Below are 21,609 nucleotides of genomic sequence, written 5' to 3' on the forward strand. Positions count from 1 at the left end.
GATGAGCTTCCGGCTGCAGAAAGAGAAGCAGGAGGCCGACCGCAAGCGCATCGAGGCGGAGGGCATCCGCGACTTCCAGCGCACGGTGAGCCAGGGCATCTCGCCCGAGCTGCTGACGTGGAAGGGCATCGAGGCCACCGAGAAGCTGGCCGACAGCCAGAACACCAAGATCGTGATCATCGGGAACACGAAGAACGGGCTGCCGCTGGTGCTGACTCCGCAGTGATCGGCAACTCACGAGAGAAAGGACCAATGACAAAGGACAAATGACGATTTTCATTTGTCATTTGTCATTCTTGCCATGAGCTTGCTCAGCGTGCGCAACTTGAGTGTGGACTTCCCGACGGCCGCCGGTTGGGCACCCGCGGTGCGCGACGTCGCGTTCGACATCGCCGCGGGCGAGTCGCTCGGGCTGGTCGGCGAATCGGGCTCGGGGAAGTCCGTGACCGCGCTCTCCATCATGCGGTTACTGATCCCGCAGGCGCGCGTGCGCGGCGAGATCCTCTTCGACGGCCAGGATCTGCTCGGGCTGGACGAAGAGAAGATGCGCGCGGTGCGCGGCGCCGGCATCAGCGTGATCTTCCAGGAACCGATGACGGCCCTGAACCCGGTGATGCGGGTGGGGGACCAGATCGGCGAAGCCCTGCTGGCGCATCCGCGCTACCAGGCGGGCAGCCGCGACCGCATGGAGTTCGAGCGCGGCGTCGGAGAGCGAGTCGTGGAGGCTCTGCGCGAGGTCGCGATTCCCGACCCGGAGCGCCGCGCGCGGGACTATCCCCACCAGTTCTCCGGCGGGCAGCGCCAGCGCGTGATGATCGCCATGGCCATCGTCAACCGCCCCAAGCTGCTCATCGCCGACGAGCCCACCACGGCGCTCGACGTCACCGTGCAGCAGCAGGTGCTGGAGCTTCTCGCCGAGCTGCGCAAGAAGCATGGCCTGGCGATGCTGTTCATCTCGCACGACCTGGGCGTGGTCTCGCAGGTCTGCGACCGCGTCGCCGTGATGTACCAGGGCGCCATCGTCGAGATGGGGTCGATGCGCGACATCTTCGCGGCGCCGTCGCATCCCTACACCCAGGGGCTGCTGGCGGCGATCCCCACGCTGCGCACGGACAGGACCAAGCCGTTGCGGACGGTGGGCGAGCTGCCCGCGCTGCCCGCCCAGCTGCCGCCCTTGCGCGAGGTCGCGGCGGGCCATTGGGTCAGGTGATTTGTGATTTCTGATTTGTGATTTGTGATTTCAAGGCTGAGGTTCGTTTTCGCGCAGTCTTGATGGCTGCCGAACAGTCCAAATCACAAATCACAAATCACAGATTGCCCGCCGTGTTACCCTTCTTCGCTCCGTAGATCAGCTTCGAATACCAGCCTGTGCGCATCCTGATCATCAGCGACATCCATGCGAACCTCGAGGGCCTGGAGGCCGCGCTCGCGGCTGCGCCCAAGTACGACCTGGTGCTCAACCTGGGCGACATCGTGGGCTACGGCGCCAGCCCGAACGAGGTCACCGACCGCTCGCGCCAGCTCGGCAAGATATTCGTGCGCGGCAACCACGACAAGGCCTGCACCGGCGTGATGGGCATCGACGGGTTCAATCCGGTCGCGGGGCTCGCCGCGATGTGGACCAAGCAAAACCTCAAGCCCGACAACCTCGAGTTCCTCAAGAACCTGCCGCAGGGTCCGGTGAAGGTGGACGGGCTGGAGAATATGCAGCTGGTGCACGGCTCGCCGCTGGACGAGGACGAGTACATCATCGTCCAGCGCGACGCCTACGAGCCGCTCACCAAGGCGGCCGCGCCGCTCACGTTCTTCGGACACACCCACATCCAGGGCGGCTTCGCGGTGGACGGCGAGGGCGTCTGGACCACGATCCGCCCGCTCTACAAGACCAAGGACCAGGCGGAGAGCTACGCACTGAAGCTCGCGGTGACGACCAAGTACCTGATCAACCCGGGCTCGACCGGGCAGCCGCGCGACGGCGACCCGCGCGCCGCCTTCCTCACCTACGACACGGAGAAGAGCGTGGTGACGTACCACCGCGTGCCGTACGACATCAAGGGCGCGCAGAAGCGGATCTTCGACGCGAAACTGCCCGACCGGCTGGCGCTCAGGCTGGCGGACGGCAGATGATCGCCGTGCCTGACAAGGTGTACTCCCGCAACGGACCGAGAGGTTTCACGAAGCTCCTTTGTGTTGCCTTGGTGTCCTTTGTGGTTTGCTTCTTCTGACGAGGCCCCATGACCAACCTCTTCCATCGCGAGCGTCCCGAGCACTACCTCATCGCGCACGTGGATGGCGGCGCGCGCGGCAATCCGGGGCCGGCGGGCTATGGGCTCGTCGTCGAAGACGAGACGGGCAAGATGCTGGCCGAGTCGAGCGAGTTCCTGGGCGTCCGCACCAACAACTTCGCGGAGTACGCCGGGCTGATCGCGGCCATCGCGTATGCGGTCTCGCACCAAGCCGCCGGCTTGATGGTGGTCAGCGACTCGGAGCTGCTGGTGAAGCAGATGAAGGGCGAGTACAAGGTCCGCGCCCCCGAATTGCAGACCCTGCACAAGCGGGCCAACGAGATGCTGCGCGGGCTGGGGTGGTTCGACATCCGGCACGTGCGGCGCGAGCAGAACCGCGAGGCCGACCGCCTGGCGAACGAGGCCATGGATTCCGGCACGCCCGGCGCTACCACCCGTCAAGTGCAGGTAGCGGCCGGCGACTCGCCGGCCGCACGACCTCAGCCGCGCGAAGTCACCGGCATCGTCAAGAACGGGCGCGTAGAATTCCTGGGCGACGCGCTGCCGGAAGGCACGCGCGTGAAGGTCCGGCCCGCGAAGTAAACGGGAGGTGTCATGCCAGGCCCGCTGCGAGTGCTGCTGTATTGCGTGCTGGGAGCGGCCCCGATGCTGATCGGGGCGCTGGGCGACGGCAAGGCCGCCGAGTGGGCGCTGTCGGGACTGGTGATGGCGGCGGCCTTCGTGCCGGTCGCGCTGTTCGGGCCGCCGCGGACGCGCGGGCAGTTCGGCGTCATCCTGCCGGCGCTGGGGATCATCACCGTGTTCTGCACGTGGAGCGAGGCGCTGCTGTTCGTGCGCGCGCCCGAGATCCGCGACCACGCGGCGCGCAACCTCGCAGGCTCGCTGGTCATGTACGGCATCGTGGGATGCGTGCTGGCCGTGCTCCCGCGCCTGCTGAAGCTCACCCGCGAGCAGGGGAGCGCGATCGAGCGCCGTTCCCCGGCGAGCGTGGCGGCGCTGGTGCTCGCTTGCGGGCTGGCGTACGCGCTCTACTATCTGGTGTTCGGAGCGATCACGTACCAGTACTTCACGAAGGGCTACTACCCGGAGGCCGAGGAGATCGCGCGCGGCCTGGGGCTGTGGTTCTGGGCCATCCAGGTAGGGCGCGGGGCGCTGATGACGGCCGCGGTCCTGCCGGCCATCTACACGCTGCGGATGCCGCGGATGCAGGCTGCGGTGGCGATCGGCCTGCTGATCTGGATCGCGGGAGGAGCGGCGCCGCTGCTGATACCCAACGCGCTCATGACGACGACGCAGCGCTTCATCCACGTGGTGGAGATCTTCACGCAGAACGCGGCGCTGGGCGCGACCGCGGTGCTGCTGCTGCGTCCGCGCCGCGCCCGCACGATGGCGGCTCCGCCGCGGGTGCCAGGCGCCGCGTAAGGTTGTTCTTGGCCGGGCCCAAGTGAACGGGCGCGTACAATTCCTGGGCGACGCGCTGTCGGAAGGCACGCGTGTGAAGCTCCGGTCCGGTTGATTTGTGTCTCGAATCTTTGTTTTTGATTTGGACTTCCTCTCTCCCCAAGTCCACTTCCCCGTGGAGGTGTCGTGATGCGAGCACTTCGTAGCAGTCTTCTTCTTCTTTTCCTCTCGCTTCTATCTGGGCTGGCGACGGCGCAAACATCCTCGCCCAGGAACATGCAGCCGACAGACCCGAAAGCGGTGGCGTCGGCGACGAACCCGGCCGCGGCGCCGGTACCGATCGAAGACCTGTACTACACGCGGGTCGTGACGGGCGCGAGCTGGTCGCCGGACGGCAAGACCATCGCGTTCGCGACCAACCTCACCGGCCGCATCAACCTGTGGAAAGTGGACGCGGCGGGCGGGTGGCCGATCCAGATGTCGCGCTCCGAGGAGCGGCAGGGCGCGAGCACGTGGTCGCCGGACGGCAAGTGGATCTACTTCCACTCCGACTTCGGCGGGAACGAGCAGTACGACACCTTCGCCGTGCCGGCCGCGGGCGGTGCGACGGTGAACCTGACGAACTCGCCCGAGTTCCGCGAGCAGGCCACGCTCATCTCCCCCGACGGCGCGACCATCGCGGTGCACTACAAGGCCAAGACGGCGGCGTCGGAGGACATCGGCCTGGTGGACGTCAAGGCGCGCGCCGTGCGCAACCTCACGAACGAGGCCGACCCGAAGTACAACTGGGAGGCGAACGCCTGGAGTCCGGATGGAAAATATCTCTACGCGACGCGCGGGACCGTGGGTGGCTTTGACGCGAGCGTGTATCGCGTGGAGGTGGCGAGCGGGAAGAAAGAAGAGCTGACGCCGCACGCGGGGGAGAAGGTCTACAACGCCAGCGACGTCTCGCCCGACGGCAAGACGGTGCTCCTGACCTCGAACGAGCCGGGCGGGTACATGAACGTGGCGCTGCTCGACGTCGCCACCAGGAAGCTGGCGTGGGTCACCAGGATCGAATGGGAGGCGGAGGCGAAGAACTTCTCCCCCGATGGCAAGTGGTTCACCTACCAGATCAACGAAGACGGCCGCACCGACGTGTACCTGGCGAGCCGCGCGACGCTGAAGGCGGAAAAGCTGCCGCTGCCGCCGGGCATGAACACGCTGGCGGGGAATCCGAGCGCGTTCTCGCCCGACGGCGGGCGCGTGCTGGTGGCGCACCAGGACTCGACGCGCCCGGCGGACCTGTGGATCTATGACGTGCGCACGCGCGCCGCGCGCCAGCTCACGCACTCCGCACTCGCCAGCCTGGAAGCCCGCAACCTGCCGCAGTCGCAGATCGTGCACTACCAGACGTTCGACGGCAAGGTCATCAGCGCGCTGCTGTGGATGCCCTTCAACCTGAAGCGCGACGCGTCGCACCCGGCGCTGGTGCTGCCGCACGGCGGCCCGACCGGACAGACGGTCGACAACTTCAGCCAGCGCGCCATCGCGCTCGCCTCGCGCGGCTACATCCTGATCGCGCCCAACGTGCGCGGCTCCACCGGCTACGGCATGGAGTTCCAGAAAGCCAACTACCAGGACCTGGGCGGCGGCGACCTCCAGGATGAGGTCTATGCCGCGAAGTGGCTCGCGCAGACCGGCTACGTGGACGCGAAGAAGATCGGGATCACCGGCGGGTCGTACGGCGGGTTCATGACGCTGATGGCCATCGGAAAGACGCCCGAGGTCTGGGCCGCGGCGGTGAACATCTTCGGCGTGCTCGACTGGAAGACGATGATGCAGCACTCCGACCCGCTCCTGCAGCAGTACATCGTGTCGCTGCTCGGCGACCCGGTGAACGACGCGAAGGTGTACGCGGATACTTCCCCCATCAAGTATCTCGGGAACGTGCGCGCGCCGCTGCTGGTGCTGCAGGGCGAGAACGACATCCGCGTGCCGAAGGAGGAGTCGGACCAGGTGGTCGACCTGCTGAAGAAGCAGGGCAAGACGGTGGAGGTGGTCTACTACCCGCACGAAGGCCACGGCTTCGCCAAGCGCGAGAACCAGATCGACTCGCTGCGGCGCACGGTGGAGTGGTTCGACAAGTACCTGAAGGGCGCGCCGGCGGAATGAAGCTCTTCCTCGCGGGACCGCTGTTCAACGCCGCCGAGCGCGAGTTCAACCGGCGCCTGCGCGATGCGCTCGCGGCGGCCGGGCACGAGGTCTGGCTGCCGCAGGAGAACGAGCCGCGCGAGCGCGGCGCCGCCGCTATCTTCAAGCAGGACGTGGAGGGCATCGAGTGGGCCCAGGCGGTGCTCGCCAACATGGATGGCCCCGACCCGGATTCCGGCACCTGTTGGGAGTGCGGCTACGCCTACGCGCGCAGGAAGCCCGTCCTCGCCTATCGGACCGACGTGCGGCACGCCGAAGACGCCTCGATCGGCCGCTTCAACCTGATGATCGAGAAGTCGGCGACCAAGGTGGTCGTCGTGCCGGGCGCCAGCGTCGAGCAGGTGGCGAAGAAGCTGGCGGCCGTCATCGAAAAGCTCGCGCTCTAGAAGACCGAATGAAAACAGGCGGACCCAGGGGACGCAGAGGGAATGTTTTCTTTCCCTGTTCCCCCTCCCTTCACCTCGTCTCGCGTGAGTCAAGCCGCTCGCAGCAACAGGAAAAAGGAAAAAGATTTCCTCTGCGTCCCCTGCGTCCTCCTGTCATCATTTTCTAGCCCAGCGCGATGACGTCGATCTCGACCAGCGCCTGGCGCGGAAGCTCGGCGACGGCGACGGTGGAGCGCGCCGGCGGCGGCGCCGGGAAGAACTTCGCGTACACCTCGTTCATCGCGGAAAAATCCGCCATCGTTTTCAGGAAGACAGTGGTCTTCACCACCTGGTCGAAGCTGGTGCCCGCGGCGGCCAGGACGCCCTCCAGGTTCTTCAGCACCCGCTCGGTCTGGGCGCGCACGTCGCCGTTCAAGAGCTCGCCGGTGGCAGGGTCGAGCGCGACCTGTCCGGAGCAGAAGACCATGCCGTTGGCCTTGATGGCCTGCGAGTACGGGCCGATGGCCTGGGGAGCGTTGCTGGTGGCGACCTTCTCTCTCATTCTTTTCTCCTGAAAAGAGACGGCCGGAAGGGCGTCTCTACCCTGGAACAGCGCAGCGCAGGGATTCTAATGAATCCGCAAGAAGAAAGCGCGCTCGAGGTCGAGCGCGCTGCGACTTCGTCGCCCTGTCTTCAGTGCTGCCAGGGACGGTCGGTGACCATGTCGGAGTGCTGGCGGCGGAAGGTCGCGGCGACGTGGCAGTCCCAGCAGACCGGCATGTGTGAGGTCAGGAACTTCGGAAGCTGCGGCACCGGGACGCGGTCCCAGGTGACCGTGTTGCCGTTGTCGTCGATGGCGGCCGGCAGGTGCTCGGTCCAGCCGACGTCCAGGAAAGGCTTGCGGCAGATGGCGCAGTGCTTCCCGCGATAGAAGTTGTCGACGTAGGTGCGGACCAGGCAGCCGTCGGCGGACTCCACGATCTGGTTGAGGCACGGCTCGGCGCACTTCTCGCGCTCCTGCCAGCGGTTGCAGTCTTCCAGGCGCAGATAGTTCTTCCCCTCGAGCGACTTGAGGGCGGCCTGCTTGGCGTTGATGGTGACGGAGGCGTAGTCCCGCGTCTCCGGGCAGACCACCAGCCGCGTGCCGCGCCAGTGGTAATAGGTGTGAAGCGCGCGCGCGGCGGCGTAGAGCACGGCGGCGGCGAACGCGGCCAGCGTGAAGATGAGCCAGGGGTTCATGGCGGCACCTCGGCGGCCTCGGTGGACTGGGCCGCGACGGTGATATTCGACCGCGAAACCGGATAGGCGGCGGTGATGGGCGTCACCGGCGCGGGTGATTCTGGGCTGCCCTGGTGGTCAGTCTTCGGTAGTCGGAAAACCGGTTTTGTCACCGACCACCGACTACCGGCCACCTTCTGACTAGCGCCGCTTGTGCGTGGTATCGGCCGTCCCCTCGCCGGCGCGCTGCTTCTCTCCCACCCGCTTGGCCACGCTGAACTTCAGCTTGTCGCCGTCGGCGTCCGCGGTGACGTGGTCGCCGTGGAGCACTTCGCCCTCCAGGATCTTGAGCGCGAGCGGGTCCTGGATGAGCTTCTGGATGGCGCGCTTGAGCGGGCGCGCCCCGTAGGCGACGTCGTAACCCTGGCGGAACACCAGCTCCTTGGCGCGGTCGGTCAGCTCGATGGAGATCTTGCGGTCGGCCAGCTGGCGCTTCAGGTCTTCCAGGCGCAGGTCGACGATGCGCGTGAGCTGCTCGCGCCCGAGCGGCGAGAACACGATCACGTCGTCCACGCGGTTGAGGAACTCGGGGCGAAAGTGCGCGCGCAGCGCGTCCATCACCTGCGCCGTGGCGGAGGCGAACTCGTCGGGCTGGTCGAGCCGCGCGGACTGCAGGTAGGCGGCGCCCAGGTTCGACGTCATGATGATGACCGTGTTCTTGAAGTCGACCGTGCGGCCCTTGGCGTCGGTGAGGCGGCCGTCGTCGAGGATCTGGAGCAGGACGTTGAAGACGTCGGGGTGCGCCTTCTCGATCTCGTCGAACAGCAGCACGGAGTACGGGCGGCGGCGGACCGCCTCGGTGAGTTGGCCGCCTTCGTCGTAGCCCACGTAGCCCGGGGGCGCGCCGATGAGCCGCGCGACCGCGTGCTTCTCCATGTACTCCGACATGTCGATGCGGACCATGGCGTGCTCGTCGTCGAACAGGAACTCGGCGAGGGCGCGCGCCAGCTCCGTCTTGCCCACGCCGGTCGGGCCCAGGAAGATGAACGAGCCGATGGGGCGGCGCGGGTCCGACAGCCCGGCGCGCGACCGCCGGATGGCGTTCGCGACCCGCTCGATGGCCGGGTCCTGGCCGATCACCCGCTGGCTGAGCCGCTCTTCCATGTGGACCAGCTTCTTCACTTCGCCTTCCAGCATCTTCGCCACCGGGATGCCGGTCCACTTGGAGACGATGCGCGCGATGTCCTCTTCGTCCACTTCTTCCTTCAGCATGCGGGCGGCGCCGTTGCCCTTCGCGTCGATGGCGGCGGAGGCCTGCTTCAGCTCGTCTTCCGCCTGGCGGAGCAGGCCGTAGCGGATCTCGGCGACCCGGTTGAGGTCGCCCTTGCGCTCCGCCTGCTGCTCTTCGAGCTTGAGCTGCTCCATCTTCTCTTTCAGCTGCTGCACGCGGCCGATGGATTCCTTCTCCTGCTTCCAGCGGGCTTTGAGCGCGCTCGACTGCTCGCGCAGCCCGGCGAGCTCCCGCTCGACCGCCGCGAGGCGCTCCTTCGAGTTTGGGTCGGTCTCGCGCTTGAGCGCCTGCTTCTCGATCTCGAGCTGCGTGATGCGGCGCTCCAGCTCGTCAATCTCGGTCGGCATGGAGTCGATCTGGATGCGCAGCGAGGCGGCCGCTTCGTCGATCAGGTCGATCGCCTTGTCGGGCAGGAAGCGGTCGGAGATGTAGCGGTGCGAGAGCGTGGCGGCCGCGACGATGGCGGAGTCCTTGATGCGGACGCCGTGGTGCACCTCGTAGCGCTCCTTCAGGCCGCGCAGGATCGCGATGGTGTCTTCGACGTTGGGCTCGCCCACGAACACGATCTGGAAGCGGCGCTCCAGCGCCGGGTCCCGCTCGATGTGCTTGCGGTACTCGTTGAGCGTGGTGGCGCCGATGGCGCGCAGCTCGCCGCGCGCGAGCGCGGGCTTCAGCATGTTGCTGGCGTCCATGGCGCCTTCGGCCGCCCCCGCGCCGATCAGCGTGTGCAGCTCGTCGATGAACAGCACGATCTGGCCCTGCGAGTCTTCGATGTCCTTGAGCAGCGCCTTCAGCCGGTCCTCGAACTCGCCGCGGTACTTGGCGCCCGCGACCATCGCGCCCAGGTCGAGCGCCACCAGCCGCTTGTTCTTCAGGACTTCGGGGACGTCGCCGGCCACGATGCGCTGCGCCAGGCCTTCCACGATGGCCGTCTTCCCCACGCCGGGCTCGCCGATCAGCACCGGGTTGTTCTTCGTCCGGCGCGAAAGCACCTGGACGACGCGGCGGATCTCTTCGTCGCGCCCGATGACCGGGTCGAGCTTGCCGCGGCGCGCCGCTTCGGTGAGGTCGCGCGCGTAGCGCTCCAGCGCCTGGTACTTGGCTTCGGGATTCTGGTCGGTCACGCGCTGCGAGCCGCGGACGCTGGTCAGCGCCTTGAGGATGGCGTCGTGCGTGGCGCCGGAGCCGGCCAGCGCTTTCTGCGCGGCGTCGCCCTTGGCGCCGGCGAGCGCCAACAGCAGGTGCTCGGTGGAGACGTATTCGTCCTTGAAGTGCTCGGCCTGCTGGAAGGCGTTGTCGATGACTTTGCTCGCCGCGGCGGAGAGCGCGGGCTGCTGCGAGCCTCCGCCGGAGACCTTGGGCAGGCGCGCCATCTCCTGCTCCGCGGCCGAGGCGATGGCCTGGGCGTTCGCCCCCAGCTTGGTCAGCACCGGCCACACCACGCCCTCGCGGTCCGCCATCAACGCAGCCAGCAGGTGGACGGGCAGCAGCTCCGGGTTCCCGTGCTCGCTCGCCAGCGTGCTCGCCGCCTGCACGGCTTCCTGCGCCTTCACGGTCAGTTTGTCCCAGCGGATCGCCATAAATCAGTCGTCAGACCTCAGACTCCAGTCCTCGGCTAGTTTCAAGTTTCCGGTTTCCAGTTTCCAGAAAATAAGGGAGGCGGTGATGCCGGGCCTCCCTTATCCAGATGCGTTGTGTTGCGTTTACGCCGCGGATTTCGCCGACTTGCCCTCGATGGCCTTCTGGCCAGAGCCCACCGAGACCTTGATCTGCTTGGGCTTGGCTTCGGCCTTCTTCGCCAGCCGGATCTGCAGCACCCCGTTCACGTAGTCGGCCGCGACCTTCTCGCTGTCCACCGTGTTCGGCAGCGTGAAGCTGCGCGAGAACGCGCCGTACCGGCGCTCGATGCGATGGAAGTTCTCTTCCTTCTCCTCGCGCTCGAACTTGCGCTCGCCGCGGACGGTGAGAGTGTTGTTCTCCACGCGGACGTCGAGATCCTTCTCCTCGATGCCGGGGACTTCGAGCTTCAGCGTGACGTTGTGCTCGTCCTCGTAGATGTCGACCGGCGGCACGAAGCCGGTGGTCGAGAGCTCGTCGGTCCCGCGGCCGTAATCCGCGAAGATCTGGTTCAGGCGATTCTGCAGGCTCGCCATGTCACGGAATGGGTCCCAACGGGTGATCATCGTCATTGCCTTGCTGCCTCCAAATAGGAATGTTTGCCTGTTCGGCTCAAGAGTTTGGATGCGCCATTAGCGCGAAAGAATAATAAAATGTGAGTGTGTTACTGTCAAGAACAGAAATAGCCTTTATTTTCAACTGTTTATCGGTGGTGGCTGGCTGGGCCGGCCAGGAGTGACCGCGCTCTCTACAGAGCGGTGGCGACGACGCACTTCAGGTACTGGGTCTCGGGAACCGAGAGCAGCACGGGGTGGTCCTGGGCGGCGCCGCGTTTTTCGAGGACGCGCAGCTGCCGGTTCGCGTCGGCCGCGGCGGACGCCAGCATGGCGAGGAAGTCGGGCTCGGAGACGTGGTGCGAGCAGGAGCACGTGACGAGCGTCCCGCCCGGCCGCAGCATCTTGAGCGCGCGCAGGTTGAGCTCCTTGTACCCGCGCAGCGCGGTCTCCAGGTTCTTCTTCGACTTCGCGAACGCCGGCGGGTCGAGCACGATGGTGTCGTACTGCTCCCGGGCGGACGAGTAGTCCTTCAGCAGGTCGAAGGCGTTGGCTTCGAGCCACTCGATCTCCGGGATCCGGGGCGCGTTGCGCTCCTGGTTGCGCTCGGCGGCCTCGAGCGCGGGGCGCGAGGAATCGACGCCGGTGACCGAATCGCAGACGCGCGCCAGGTGCAGCGCGAAGCCGCCCTCGTAGCAGAACACGTCGAGGGCGCGGCCGCGGGCGTAGCGCGCCGCGGCGGCGTAGTTCTCCCGCTGGTCGAGGAAGGCGCCGGTCTTCTGCCCGCCCAAAGCCTGGTAGCCGAACTTCACTCCGTGGAGTGTGAACTCGGTCTCGGTCTTCACCCCGCGCAACAAGCCGCTCTCCTTCGGCGGCAGCGCTTCGAGCTCGCGGATGCGCGGCTCCACGCGCTCGACCACGTTCGCGACGCCGGTCTGCGCGACCAGCTCGTCCATGACGGCCGCGCGCAGGTCTTCGGCGTCCATCGCCTGCGTGAGCGCCTGCACCGTCAAAATATCGTGGTAGCGGTCCGCGATGAGGCCGGGGAGCAGGTCGGCCTCGCTGAAGACGAGCCGGTACGCATCACTGTCCTTCGCGACCTGCTTCCGGTAGTCGAGCGCCGCGCGCACGCGCTCGCGCACCAACTGGAGCAGATCTTCCCTGCCGGCCAGCGGGCGCGGCGAGACCATGCGCAACGCGATCTGCGAGCTCGAGCTGTAGAGCGCGGAGCCCAGCGGCTTGCCGGGCGCGCCCCCGCTCCGCGCCTCGTTGACCAGGACAAGCGCGCCCGCCGGCGCCTTCGCCTCGCCCGCCAGGTCGGAGCGGTACACCCACGGGTGCCCCGCGCGCAGCCGCGCGGCGGCGCGGGCGCTCACGATGACCGTCGATTGGCTAGCGGTTTTCAGAGGGGTAGTTGGCGTCGCGCAGCTTCTTGAGCGCCGCCCGCGCTTTTTCGGCGAGCGCGCTCGCCGGCGCTTCTTTCAGGAAGATAGTGTACTCGGCGATGGCTTCGGCGTCCTTCTGCTGCTCCTCGTAGGAGCGCGCTGCGACCCAGTGGGCGACGGCGAACTGCTCGTCGCCCAGCGGGTGGACGCGCGTGGCGCTCTCGGCCGCGGCGGCGTACTCCTTGCGCGTGTACTGCACGCTGGCGAGCACGGCGTAGGCCTCGGCGTTCCGGGGATCGGCGGCGACGGCTTTCTGCAGAAGCTGCTCGGCCTCCGCGGCCTTGCGCTGCTCCATGCGCACCTTGGCAAGGTTCACGAGCGCGCTGGGATAGCGGTCGTTGAGCGCGACCGCTTTCTCGAAGGCTTCCGCGCCGGGCCCGGCCTTGCCCTGCTGCATGTAAAGCACTCCGAGATGGTTCCACGCCATGGCGTACTGCGGGTAGAGCTCGAGCGCGCGTCGGAAGCTCTTCTCGGCGCGCTCGAAGTCGTTCTTGCCCATCGCCTCCACGCCCTTCTGAAACTCTTTCTTCGCGCTGCCGGGCACGTTGAGCTCGAGCGCGGAGATGGTGGCCTGGCGCTCGTCCTGCCGCCGGAGTTCGGCGGCGGCCTGCGCTTTCAGCCGCACGGTGAGGAGCTGGCTTTCCATGAGCTGCCCGCGGGAGATGGCGAAGACGTCGCTCATGTTCTCCTCGACCAGCGCGTCGGTGACGCGCAGGCGATAGGTGCCGGGGTCGAGGTCGGCGAACTCCGCGTTGCCGTTGTCGTCGGTGAACGCCTGGCGTAGGAAGAGCCCCGCGCCGTTGAGCAGGTCGACCTGGGCGTGCAGGTGGACGGGGCGACTGTCGGCGGTGAGGACCTTCACGCGCAGGGTGGTGGTGGAGGTCTGCGCCGCGGCGAGCGCGGCGGCGACCAGCAGGAACAGCAGCACGCGGCGCAGCATGGGGCCTCCTGGGGTCACCGCCCGAGTCTCGACTTCAGGCGTGCGACCTCGGCGCGGACCTCAGCGGCGGCGCGCGCATCGGTCGTTTCCTGGAGGAAGAGGTTGTACTGCTCGAGCGCCTGCTCGGGATGGTTTTGGGCCTCGAGGGCGCGGCCGGCGATGCGATGCACGATGGCGTACTGCAGGTGGAGCGGGACGGCGTGGACGCGCTGCGCGCTGTCGACCACGCCGTCGTACTCGGCGTTCATGAACTGCGTGGGCACCAGCAGGCCGAGCGCGTCGAGACTGTTGGGATCGGCGGTGAGGGCTTTCTTGAGCAGCTCTTCCGCCCCACGCACATCGCGGCGATTGAAGCGGATCTTGGCGAGGTTGATGAGCGCGTCGGGGTAGTGGTCGTTGAGGGCGACGGCGCGCTCCCAGGCGCGGATGCCGGCGTCGGCATCGCCGAGCGTCGTGAGGACGACGCCGAGCGAGTTGTAGGCGCGGGCGTATTCCGGATAGATGCCGACCGCGCTCTCGTAGCGCTTCTTCGCCTCCTCGAGGCGGCCCTCGATGCGCGCCTTCTCCCCGCGCTCGAACTCCTTCTTCGCCTTTTCCGGGACGCGCATGTCGATGCTCGAGATGAGCGCCTCCTGCGCGCGGAACTCCTCGACCTGTTTTTCGGCGTCTTCGGTGCGCGGGACGCGCAGCATCTGAAGGTCGCTGCCCTGGTGGCAGCGCAACGTGAAGGTGGGTCCCGTGGTGGTCTTCACGTAGATGCCGCTGGCGCGCAGGGCGTAGGAGCCGGGCCTGACCGCGCCAAAGCGTCCGTTGCCCTCCTCATCGGTGTACATCTGGTCGACGTAGTAGCTGCCGCTGGCCAGCAGTTCGACGCGCAAGCGCTCCCCGGGCGGGCGATCGTCGGTCAGCATGACGCGCACACGGATCTCGACCTGCTCGCACGGCAGCTCGGTCTGCGCCGCGGCCAAGGCAGCACACAGAAGCAGGAAGAGCGCCGTCAGCAACGTGCGGGATGTGGGGACGGAGCGCATGTCCCGGTTCTTTCGCGAAGCCGGGTTAACCGGCGGCCTCGGCGGCCGGCGACCCGGCGGGCACGGCGGCGGCTTCGGCGGGCGCGTCGTAGTACAGGATGCGCCCGCACGAATCGCAGGTGATGAGCTTCTCGCCCGAGCGCAATTCGTTGTAAGTCTGCGGCCGCAGCATCACGTTGCACGCCAGGCAGTACTGCTCGCGGACGCCCGCGATGGCGTTGCGGCGCAGCTTGCGCAGCCGGTCGTAGTGCATCAGGTAGCTGTCTTCCACCCCGGCCCGCAGCTGGTCGCGCTTGCCGTGCCACTCCTTGAGCTGCGCCTGGTCGGCGGCGGTCCGCTCGCGCGCGCTGCTCTTCTCCCGCTCGATCTCGGCGGTCTCTTCTTTCAGTTCCTGCTCGGCGGCCTTGAGCGCCTGCTCGCGCTCTTCCTGGTCGACCATGAGCTCGAGGATGCGGTCCTCGGCGGCGCGGATCGCCTGCTCGGCGAACTGGATCTCGTGCGTCAGCGCCTTGTACTGGTCGTTGGTCTTCACCGCGAGCTGCTGCTCGCGGTACTTCGAGATCTTGCCCTGCTGGTCCTGGATGCCCGACTCCTGCTTGCGCTTCTCGGCGGCGTCGTCGGCGATGGCCTTCTTCGCGGCCTCGAGCTGCGCCTGGGTGCGGGCGAGCTTCTGCTCGATGGCGGCCACGCGCTTGGGCAGCTCGGCGATCTCGGCGTCGAGCCGCGCGATCTCCTCGTCGGCCTTGGAGAGCGCGATGAGGTTCTGGAGGTCGTTATTCATGCCGGGGAGGGACTGAGAAGATTGTACACCCCGGCGGGGCGGGCAGGCCGGCGTGGGAAGCTGTAAAATCGCTGTTTCTAAGCAGTTTCCCCGATTGAGGGCGAGGGCCGTGGAACCTACCATCGTGGTCATGGTGGCCGACGTCGCGCGCTTGCTGTTCGGGTTGCTCATCGTGGCGTTCCATCGCCCGGTGGCGGAGTTCGTCCTGCAGCAGGAGCAGCAGCTGGTGACCTTGTTCCGCAGCCGCGGCCTCCGCGTCCCCAACGCGCCCACCACCGCCACCGCGCACAACATCTACTTCGGGCTCGGGATGTTCGTCTGCCTCCTCAGCCTGCTCCGGCTCTGGGCGGCGACGCACTCGTAGAAAAACAAACCGCAAAGGACACCAAGGAATCGCAAAGGACCTCACGGAGAACCTTTGTGGGACCTTTGTGTCCTTTGTGGTTCGGCTTTCTTGCGCGTAAACTTTCCGGTTTCTTCGGAGAGCCCACTTGAAGCGTGCACTCGTCGTCCTACTTCTGTTTTCTCTCACCGCGTTCGCCCAGCAGGCCGGCAAGAAGCAGCTCACCATCGAGGCCATCTTTGCCGAGGGCGGCATCACCGGCCGCGCCCCCGAGACGGTGAAGTGGTCGCCCGACGGGACCAAGGTGTCGTTCGTGCAGCGCGACGACGCGGGCGAGCACGGCGCGCTCTATTACGTCGACGTTGCCGGCGGTCAGATGAAGCCGGCGGTGCTGGTGGCGGAAGAAAAGCTGGCCGAGATGAAGCCGCCGGCGGAGAAGGCGGCGAAGGACGACCGCGAGAAAGAGCGGCGGTCGCGGTATTCGGTCGCGGGATATCACTGGGCGCCGGACTCGCAGCATTTGCTGTTCGATTCCGGCGGGCGGCTCTGGCTCTACTCGCTCAAGGACGGCAAGGCGCAGATGATGGGCCCCGGCGACGACCCGAAGTTCTCGCCCGACGGCAGCCGCATCGCCTTCGTCCGCGAGCACGACCTCTGGGTCCGCGACCTCGCCAGCGGCAAGGAGAAGCAGCTCACCAAGGACGGCAACGAGAACCTGCTCAACGGCGAGGTCGATTGGGTGTACGCCGAGGAGCTCGACGTCCGCTCGAACTACTTCTGGTCGCCGGACGGCAAGCACATCGTCTTCCTGCAGATGAACGAGAGCAAGGTCCCGACCTATCCCATCGTGGACTGGATCCCGACGCACCCGACGGTCGACAACATGAAGTACCCCAAGGCGGGCGACCCGAACCCGCAGGTGCGCGTGGGCGTGGTCAAGGCGAGCGGCGGGAGCGTGAAGTGGTACGAGCTGCCGGCGTATGAGTACGTGCCGCGCTTCGGGTGGCTGCGCGACGGGATGCTGTGGGTGCAGACGCTGAATCGCGAACAGGACAAGCTGGAGCTGTACTTCGTCGAGGCGAAGTCGGGGAGATCGCGCATGGTGCTGCGCGAGTCGCAGCCCGACGCGTGGGTCGAAGTGACGAACGACTTCCGGCCGCTAAAGTCGGGCGACCGGTTCCTGTGGTCAAGCTGGCGCGACGGGCACACGCACCTTTATCTCTACAGCTTCGACAAGGCCGACCCACTGGCGGGCGAGGCAAGGCTCGTTCGTCAGCTCACCAAGGGCGACTGGGAGACCTTCGGCATCCAGGCGGCCGATGACGCGAGCGGGATGGTCTACTTCACGGCGAGCGAGGGCGACGACCGCCAGCGCAACCTCTACTCCGTGAAGCTCGACGGCACCGGCTTCCAGAAGCTCTCGCAGGAGAAGGGCACGCACTCGGCGAGCTTCGCGCCCGACAACAAGCACTACGTGGACAACTACTCCGCGCTGATGACGCCGCCGCGCATGTCGGTGTGCGCGGTCGGCGCGACGTGCGAGAGGTTCTGGGACGCGAAGCCGCTGGCGGACTTCGACCTCATCACGCCGCAGTTCGTGGACTTCAAGGCGGAAGACGGCACCGTGCTGCACGCCACGCTGCTGATGGGAAGCGAGAGGACCGCGCAGCAGCGGGAAGAGGTTGGGATGCGGGTCAGCAACCGCGTCCCTGTGCTGATGAATCCCTACGGCGGCCCCAGCGGGCAGGTCTCGCGCGACGCCTGGGGCGGAACGACCTTCCTCTTCCACCAGCTCCTGGCGAAGAACGGAATCGCCATCCTGCAAGTGGACAACCGCGGCATGGGCGGACGCGGGAAGAAGTTCGCCGCCGCACTGAAGCGCAACTTCGGCGAGATCGAGTTGAAGGACCAGATGGCGGCGCTCGACCAGGCACTGCCGCAATTCCCCACCTTGTCGCGGGAGCGCATCGGCTGGTGGGGCTGGAGCTATGGCGGCTACATGACGCTCTATGCCATGACTCGCACGGATCGCGTGAAGGCAGGCGTCTCGGTCGCGCCCGTCACCGACTGGAAGGACTACGACTCCATCTACACCGAGCGCTACATGAGCACGCCGCAGAACAATGCCGAGGCCTACAGGAAGTCGTCGCCCGTGTTCAACGCGAAAGACCTGCACGGCGCGCTGCTCGAGGTGCATGGAACGTCCGACGACAACGTGCACATGCAGAACTCCATCCAGATGACCAACGCGTTCATCGAGGGCGGCAAGCAGTTCCGTCTGATGGTCTACCCGCGGAAGACGCACGGCATCGCGGGGTCGGCGGCACGCACGCACCTGTTCCACATGATCCAGGAGCATCTCGAGCGGGAGCTGCTGGGAAAGTGATGCCGCATCCGCCTACCATCGCGACGCAGCGCACCACGCTCGGCGACTTCGAGCTCACCGTCGTCTCCGACGGCGATTACTACCTCGACGGCGGCGCGTTCTTCGGCGTCGTGCCCAAGCCGCTGTGGTCGAAGCGCATGCAGCCGGACGAGCTGAACCGGCTCTCCGTCGGGATGAACTCGCTCGTCATCAAGACCGGCAAGCACACCGTGCTGGTCGAGACCGGCGCGGGCAACAAGCTGTCGGACAAGGCCAAGCAGATCTTCCAGAATGAAGAGAAGCTGCTCGCCAACCTGGAAGCCGCCAAGATCGCGCCCGACGACGTGGACATCGTCATCAACACCCACCTGCACTTCGACCACTGCGGCTGGAACACGGTGCTGCGCGGCGAGCGCGCGGTCGCGACCTTCCCCAAGGCCAGGTACTACGTGCAGGAGGGCGAGGTGCGGCACGCGCACATGCAGACCGAGCGCGACCGCGTCAGCTACCTCTCGCCCAACTACGACCCCCTCATCGAGAGCGGCCAGATGCACCTGCTGCACGGCGACTCCGAGATCATCCCCGGCATCTCGGTGAAGGTCTTCCCCGGGCACACGCGCAACCTCCAGGCGGTGATGGTGCACTCCGGCGCGCACCGCGCGTGCTACATCTCCGACCTCATCCCGACCACGCACCACCTCGACCTGACCTGGGTGATGGCCTTCGACCTGTTCCCGCTCGAGACCATCGAGAGCCGCAAGCGCTTCTACGAGCGCGCCCTGCCGGAGAAGTGGCTGGTGGTCTTCACGCACGACCCGCAAACGCCGTGGGGATACCTGGAGTCGCCGGCGCCGGGGAAGATCTCTTTCAATCCACTAAAAAGCTGAACCACGAAGGACACGAAGTACCACGAAGGATCTCTTTCTTCTCATTCCTTCGTGAACCTTCGTGACCGTCGTGGTTAAAGGTTTACGCCGTTGCGGCGACGGGCTTCTCGAAGAACGAATCCACCGCATCCAAAACCGCCTGCTCGGTCTTGGCGTCGTAGATCAGCTTGCGCAGGTGCGCGCCGCCGGGAACGCCGTGCGTGAAGTACGACGCGAACTGCTTCATCTTGCCGAACGCGCCCGGCAGGTCTTCGTTCTCCAGCAGCATCCGGAAGTACCGCCGGATCATCTCGTAGCGGTCGCGCTCGGCCGGCACCTCGTACCGCCCGGTGAGCGTGTACTGCGCGATCTGCCGGAAGATCCACGGGTTCGACGCCGCGGTGCGCCCGATCATCACGGCGTCGCAGCCGGTCTCGGCGACCATCGCGGCCGCGTCCTCGGGCGTGCGGATGTCCCCGTTCCCGATGACCGGGATCCCGACCGCGGCCTTCACCGCGGCGATCCACTCCCAGCGCGCCTCGCCCGCGTAACCCTGCTCGCGCGTGCGCGCGTGCAGCGCGACCGCGTTCAGCCCGCAGCTCTCGGCCAGCTTCGCGACCTCCACGCACACGATCTCCGAATCGTTCCACCCCATGCGGAACTTCACCGTGAACGGGATCCGCACGCTCGCGCGGACGGTCGAGAAGATGCGCTCGATCTGCGGCAGGTCGCGCAGCAGCCCGGAGCCGCCGTTGCACTTCACCACCTTCTTCGCCGGGCACCCGAGGTTGAGGTCCACGGTGTCGAAGCCCATGTCCTCGACTAGCTTGGCGGCGTCGGAGAGCACCTTGGGGTCGGAGCCGAACAGCTGCGCCGCCAGCGGATGCTCGTCGTCGAGGTAGCCGAGGTAGCGCTTGAGGACCTTGGCCTTCTTCGTCTTGGTGACGCCGTCGGCCGAGGTGAACTCGGTCATGATGAGGCCGCAGCCGTTGGGGTCCGAGGGCGTGACCGGGCGCAGGACCTTGGGGTCGTAGTCCGCCATCGCGCCGGACTCGTTCAGGAAGCTGACGCTGCGGATGAAGCGGCGAAACACCGTGTCGGTGACGCCGGCCATCGGCGCCAGCACCGTCGCCGGGCGCAGCTCGACCGCGCCGATGCGCACCGCCGCCGGCACGCGCGCGTCGTGGATCGTCGCGCGCTCGTCCGGCACCGGGTTTTCGAAGTGCTTCTTCATCCCACGTCTATTCTAGCCAGAAATGCGAAGAGCCTCCGCCGCGGCGGAGGCTCCGCAGTCCTGAAAGTCACTTCTTGGCGGCGGCTTCGCGCGCGGCCGCGGCTTCCTTCTGCGAGTCGGCCTTGGCGTACTTCCGGCGGAACCGCTCCACCCGGCCGGCGGTGTCGATCAGCTTCTGCTTGCCGGTGAAGAAGGGGTGGCAGTTGGAGCAGATCTCGAGATGGATGTCGCCCTTGTGCGTCGAGCGTGTGGTGAAGTTGTTCCCGCAGGCGCACATCACGCGCACTTCCTTGTAAGCGGGATGGATCTTCTCTTTCATAAGACTTCGGGACCTCGCTGGGAAAGGGTCTATTTTAGCGGACGCGCGACCATTCCGGCAACTCGGGTCGGAACCCCTGACAGGAGGACGCCGGGGACGCGGAGGGCACAGCAGTTCTCTTCCTGGACCCTCAGATCCAAGACCTCTGCGTTCGCGGCGGCCTCCTGTGTTCCTTTTCGCGGCTGGCAGATGAGGTTCTCGACTGCTAACAATCTGCATTCCTCCTCTTGCGCAGATAACCAAATCACCGCACAATCCGCTCCAATGTAGCAACAGTCCTCAGAAGTCAGACGGGGTGAACGTTCGCCACGGCGAATGGCCGTCGAGGGCTATGGATGTTGGAGGTGATGGCATGGTTCCGGAGAACCATCCGCTGCAGGATCTCTTCCTCGCGCTGGTCGAGCGCAATTTCTCTGAGGTCATCGGGCTGCGCAACCACGAGGTGCAGGAGTACGTGGCCGCGATGCTGGCCGAGTTCTGCTCGGTCGAGAACCTCTACAAGATCCGCGACGTCGACGGCCGCGCGCTGCACGACGTCGGCGAGATGCTGCTCGAGTCGGACCCGGTCTACGGCGAGGCGCCCTCGTTCGATCGCGAGCGCCAGGTCCGCAAGCACATCGGCGACTACACCCTGTTCTTCACCGGGATGTTCCCGGAGTCTATCAATCACTGGCGCCTCCGCAAGCAGCGCCTGGAGAACTTCGTCGACTTCATGAAGGCCGGCAAGGAGAGCTACTACATCGTCTCCAAGTTCGAGTACTTCGAGTACGCCAAGGTCGCGCCGCTCTTCAAGCAGCTCGCCAACGACTTCGAGAGCTGCGTCTACGGGCTCAACCTGGTGAAGAACGAGCTCCAGGAGATGCGCCACCCCATCGTGAAGCAGACGACGGAACTGATCATGTAGGACCTTTTGGCCGCGGATCGCCACGGAGGAACACGGATGATCCGTGAGATCCGTGGCTAACTCAACCGGTAGAAGCTCAACACCGCGTCCCCCTGCTTCAACTCCCGAAAGCGCGTGAGCGCGCCGAACTGCCCCCCGGGGTCGAAGCGCTTGGAGTGCTCCGCGACGACCAGCGACCCGGGCTTGAGCAGTTGCGACTGCGAAACGAAGCCGAGCGACTGCTCGTAGGCCTCGGCGTCGGCGTAAGGCGGGTCGAGGAAGACGACGTCGGCGGAAACAGCCTGCGCGTCGAGCTGCCGCAAGGCCTTCGCGGCCGGCTGGTCGAGCACCTGCCAACCTTCTTCCACCTGCAGCGACTTCAGGTTCGCGCGGATGGCGGCGACCGAGCCCCGCGCCGTCTCGATGAAGTACACCTGGCGCGCGCCGCGGCTGAGCGCCTCGATGCCGACGGCGCCGGAGCCGGCGTAGCAGTCCAGCCACACCGAGCCTTCGAGCG

The 21,609-nt window shown here is 66.5% G+C and carries 22 protein-coding genes; 11 read left to right on the forward strand and 11 right to left on the reverse strand.

Going from position 1 to position 21,609, the window contains the following annotated elements; translation table 11 throughout:
• The 7 genes from VLA96_13305 to VLA96_13335 form a co-directional block, all read left to right on the forward strand.
• Positions 1-226 (forward strand): hypothetical protein (locus VLA96_13305; protein ID HSE50177.1); only part of this gene is annotated, 226 nt, incomplete at its 5' end.
• Positions 227-301: 75 nt separating this feature from the next.
• Complete coding sequence (locus tag VLA96_13310; GenBank protein HSE50178.1) at positions 302-1,210, forward strand: ABC transporter ATP-binding protein; 909 nt, start codon at positions 302-304, stop codon at positions 1,208-1,210.
• Between the two features lie 158 nt (positions 1,211-1,368).
• Entirely contained in the window at positions 1,369-2,127 is a 759-nt protein-coding gene (locus tag VLA96_13315; protein HSE50179.1) for a metallophosphoesterase family protein, read from the forward strand.
• Positions 2,128-2,234: 107 nt separating this feature from the next.
• On the forward strand, positions 2,235-2,828 hold the full coding sequence (locus VLA96_13320) for a ribonuclease HI family protein (protein HSE50180.1): 594 nt from the start codon (positions 2,235-2,237) through the stop codon (positions 2,826-2,828).
• Between the two features lie 12 nt (positions 2,829-2,840).
• Positions 2,841-3,668: a hypothetical protein gene (locus VLA96_13325; protein HSE50181.1), complete on the forward strand. Its 828-nt coding sequence runs from the start codon at positions 2,841-2,843 to the stop codon at positions 3,666-3,668.
• Positions 3,669-3,923: 255 nt separating this feature from the next.
• The gene (locus tag VLA96_13330) at positions 3,924-5,801 is read left to right on the forward strand and encodes a S9 family peptidase (GenBank protein ID HSE50182.1); all 1,878 of its coding nucleotides are present in this window, start codon (positions 3,924-3,926) and stop codon (positions 5,799-5,801) included.
• Positions 5,798-6,226, forward strand: coding sequence for a nucleoside 2-deoxyribosyltransferase (locus tag VLA96_13335; GenBank protein HSE50183.1), 429 nt, complete (start codon positions 5,798-5,800; stop codon positions 6,224-6,226). Before VLA96_13330 ends, VLA96_13335 begins: the two co-directional genes overlap by 4 nt.
• Before the next feature lie 163 nt (positions 6,227-6,389).
• Here VLA96_13335 and VLA96_13340 read toward each other — a convergent pair whose 3' ends face one another.
• From VLA96_13340 to VLA96_13375, 8 genes are all read right to left on the reverse strand, one after another.
• A complete protein-coding gene (locus VLA96_13340) occupies positions 6,390-6,767 on the reverse strand; it encodes a RidA family protein (GenBank protein HSE50184.1) in 378 nt (125 codons plus the stop codon).
• 131 nt (positions 6,768-6,898) lie between these two features.
• Positions 6,899-7,444: a hypothetical protein gene (locus VLA96_13345; GenBank protein HSE50185.1), complete on the reverse strand. Its 546-nt coding sequence runs from the start codon at positions 7,442-7,444 to the stop codon at positions 6,899-6,901.
• 180 nt (positions 7,445-7,624) lie between these two features.
• Positions 7,625-10,294, reverse strand: coding sequence for an ATP-dependent chaperone ClpB (gene clpB, locus VLA96_13350; protein ID HSE50186.1), 2,670 nt, complete (start codon positions 10,292-10,294; stop codon positions 7,625-7,627).
• A 123-nt stretch (positions 10,295-10,417) separates the two neighbouring features.
• Positions 10,418-10,903, reverse strand: coding sequence for an Hsp20/alpha crystallin family protein (locus VLA96_13355; GenBank protein ID HSE50187.1), 486 nt, complete (start codon positions 10,901-10,903; stop codon positions 10,418-10,420).
• Positions 10,904-11,079: 176 nt separating this feature from the next.
• Positions 11,080-12,261 carry a class I SAM-dependent rRNA methyltransferase gene (locus VLA96_13360; GenBank protein ID HSE50188.1) on the reverse strand — a complete coding sequence of 394 codons (1,182 nt, stop codon included), beginning with the start codon at positions 12,259-12,261 and terminating at the stop codon, positions 11,080-11,082.
• 16 nt (positions 12,262-12,277) lie between these two features.
• Entirely contained in the window at positions 12,278-13,270 is a 993-nt protein-coding gene (locus VLA96_13365) for a tetratricopeptide repeat protein (protein ID HSE50189.1), read from the reverse strand.
• A 14-nt stretch (positions 13,271-13,284) separates the two neighbouring features.
• Positions 13,285-14,301 carry a tetratricopeptide repeat protein gene (locus VLA96_13370; GenBank protein HSE50190.1) on the reverse strand — a complete coding sequence of 339 codons (1,017 nt, stop codon included), beginning with the start codon at positions 14,299-14,301 and terminating at the stop codon, positions 13,285-13,287.
• Between the two features lie 25 nt (positions 14,302-14,326).
• On the reverse strand, positions 14,327-15,082 hold the full coding sequence (locus VLA96_13375; GenBank protein HSE50191.1) for a C4-type zinc ribbon domain-containing protein: 756 nt from the start codon (positions 15,080-15,082) through the stop codon (positions 14,327-14,329).
• 109 nt (positions 15,083-15,191) lie between these two features.
• Here VLA96_13375 and VLA96_13380 point away from each other — a divergent pair, with 109 nt between their 5' ends.
• The 3 genes from VLA96_13380 to VLA96_13390 all read left to right on the forward strand — a co-directional run bounded on the left by VLA96_13380 (position 15,192) and on the right by VLA96_13390 (position 18,677).
• Positions 15,192-15,446, forward strand: coding sequence for a hypothetical protein (locus VLA96_13380; protein HSE50192.1), 255 nt, complete (start codon positions 15,192-15,194; stop codon positions 15,444-15,446).
• A 127-nt stretch (positions 15,447-15,573) separates the two neighbouring features.
• A complete protein-coding gene (locus VLA96_13385) occupies positions 15,574-17,811 on the forward strand; it encodes a DPP IV N-terminal domain-containing protein (GenBank protein ID HSE50193.1) in 2,238 nt (745 codons plus the stop codon).
• Positions 17,811-18,677 carry an MBL fold metallo-hydrolase gene (locus VLA96_13390; GenBank protein HSE50194.1) on the forward strand — a complete coding sequence of 289 codons (867 nt, stop codon included), beginning with the start codon at positions 17,811-17,813 and terminating at the stop codon, positions 18,675-18,677. Before VLA96_13385 ends, VLA96_13390 begins: the two co-directional genes overlap by 1 nt.
• Positions 18,678-18,759: 82 nt before the next feature.
• Here the strand turns inward: VLA96_13390 and dusB are convergent, their stop codons facing one another.
• A complete protein-coding gene (dusB, locus tag VLA96_13395) occupies positions 18,760-19,890 on the reverse strand; it encodes a tRNA dihydrouridine synthase DusB (protein ID HSE50195.1) in 1,131 nt (376 codons plus the stop codon).
• Positions 19,891-19,957: 67 nt separating this feature from the next.
• A complete protein-coding gene (gene rpmE / locus VLA96_13400) occupies positions 19,958-20,209 on the reverse strand; it encodes a 50S ribosomal protein L31 (protein ID HSE50196.1) in 252 nt (83 codons plus the stop codon).
• 352 nt (positions 20,210-20,561) lie between these two features.
• Here rpmE and VLA96_13405 point away from each other — a divergent pair, with 352 nt between their 5' ends.
• Positions 20,562-21,113, forward strand: coding sequence for a hypothetical protein (locus tag VLA96_13405; protein ID HSE50197.1), 552 nt, complete (start codon positions 20,562-20,564; stop codon positions 21,111-21,113).
• Between the two features lie 56 nt (positions 21,114-21,169).
• On the opposite strand, the gene VLA96_13410 is transcribed toward VLA96_13405, so the two are convergent.
• On the reverse strand, positions 21,170-21,609 hold a 440-nt coding region (locus VLA96_13410; protein HSE50198.1), incomplete at its 5' end, for an RsmD family RNA methyltransferase.

The organism is Terriglobales bacterium (assembly GCA_035457425.1).
Taxonomy (GTDB): domain Bacteria; phylum Acidobacteriota; class Terriglobia; order Terriglobales; family Acidobacteriaceae; genus JACPNR01.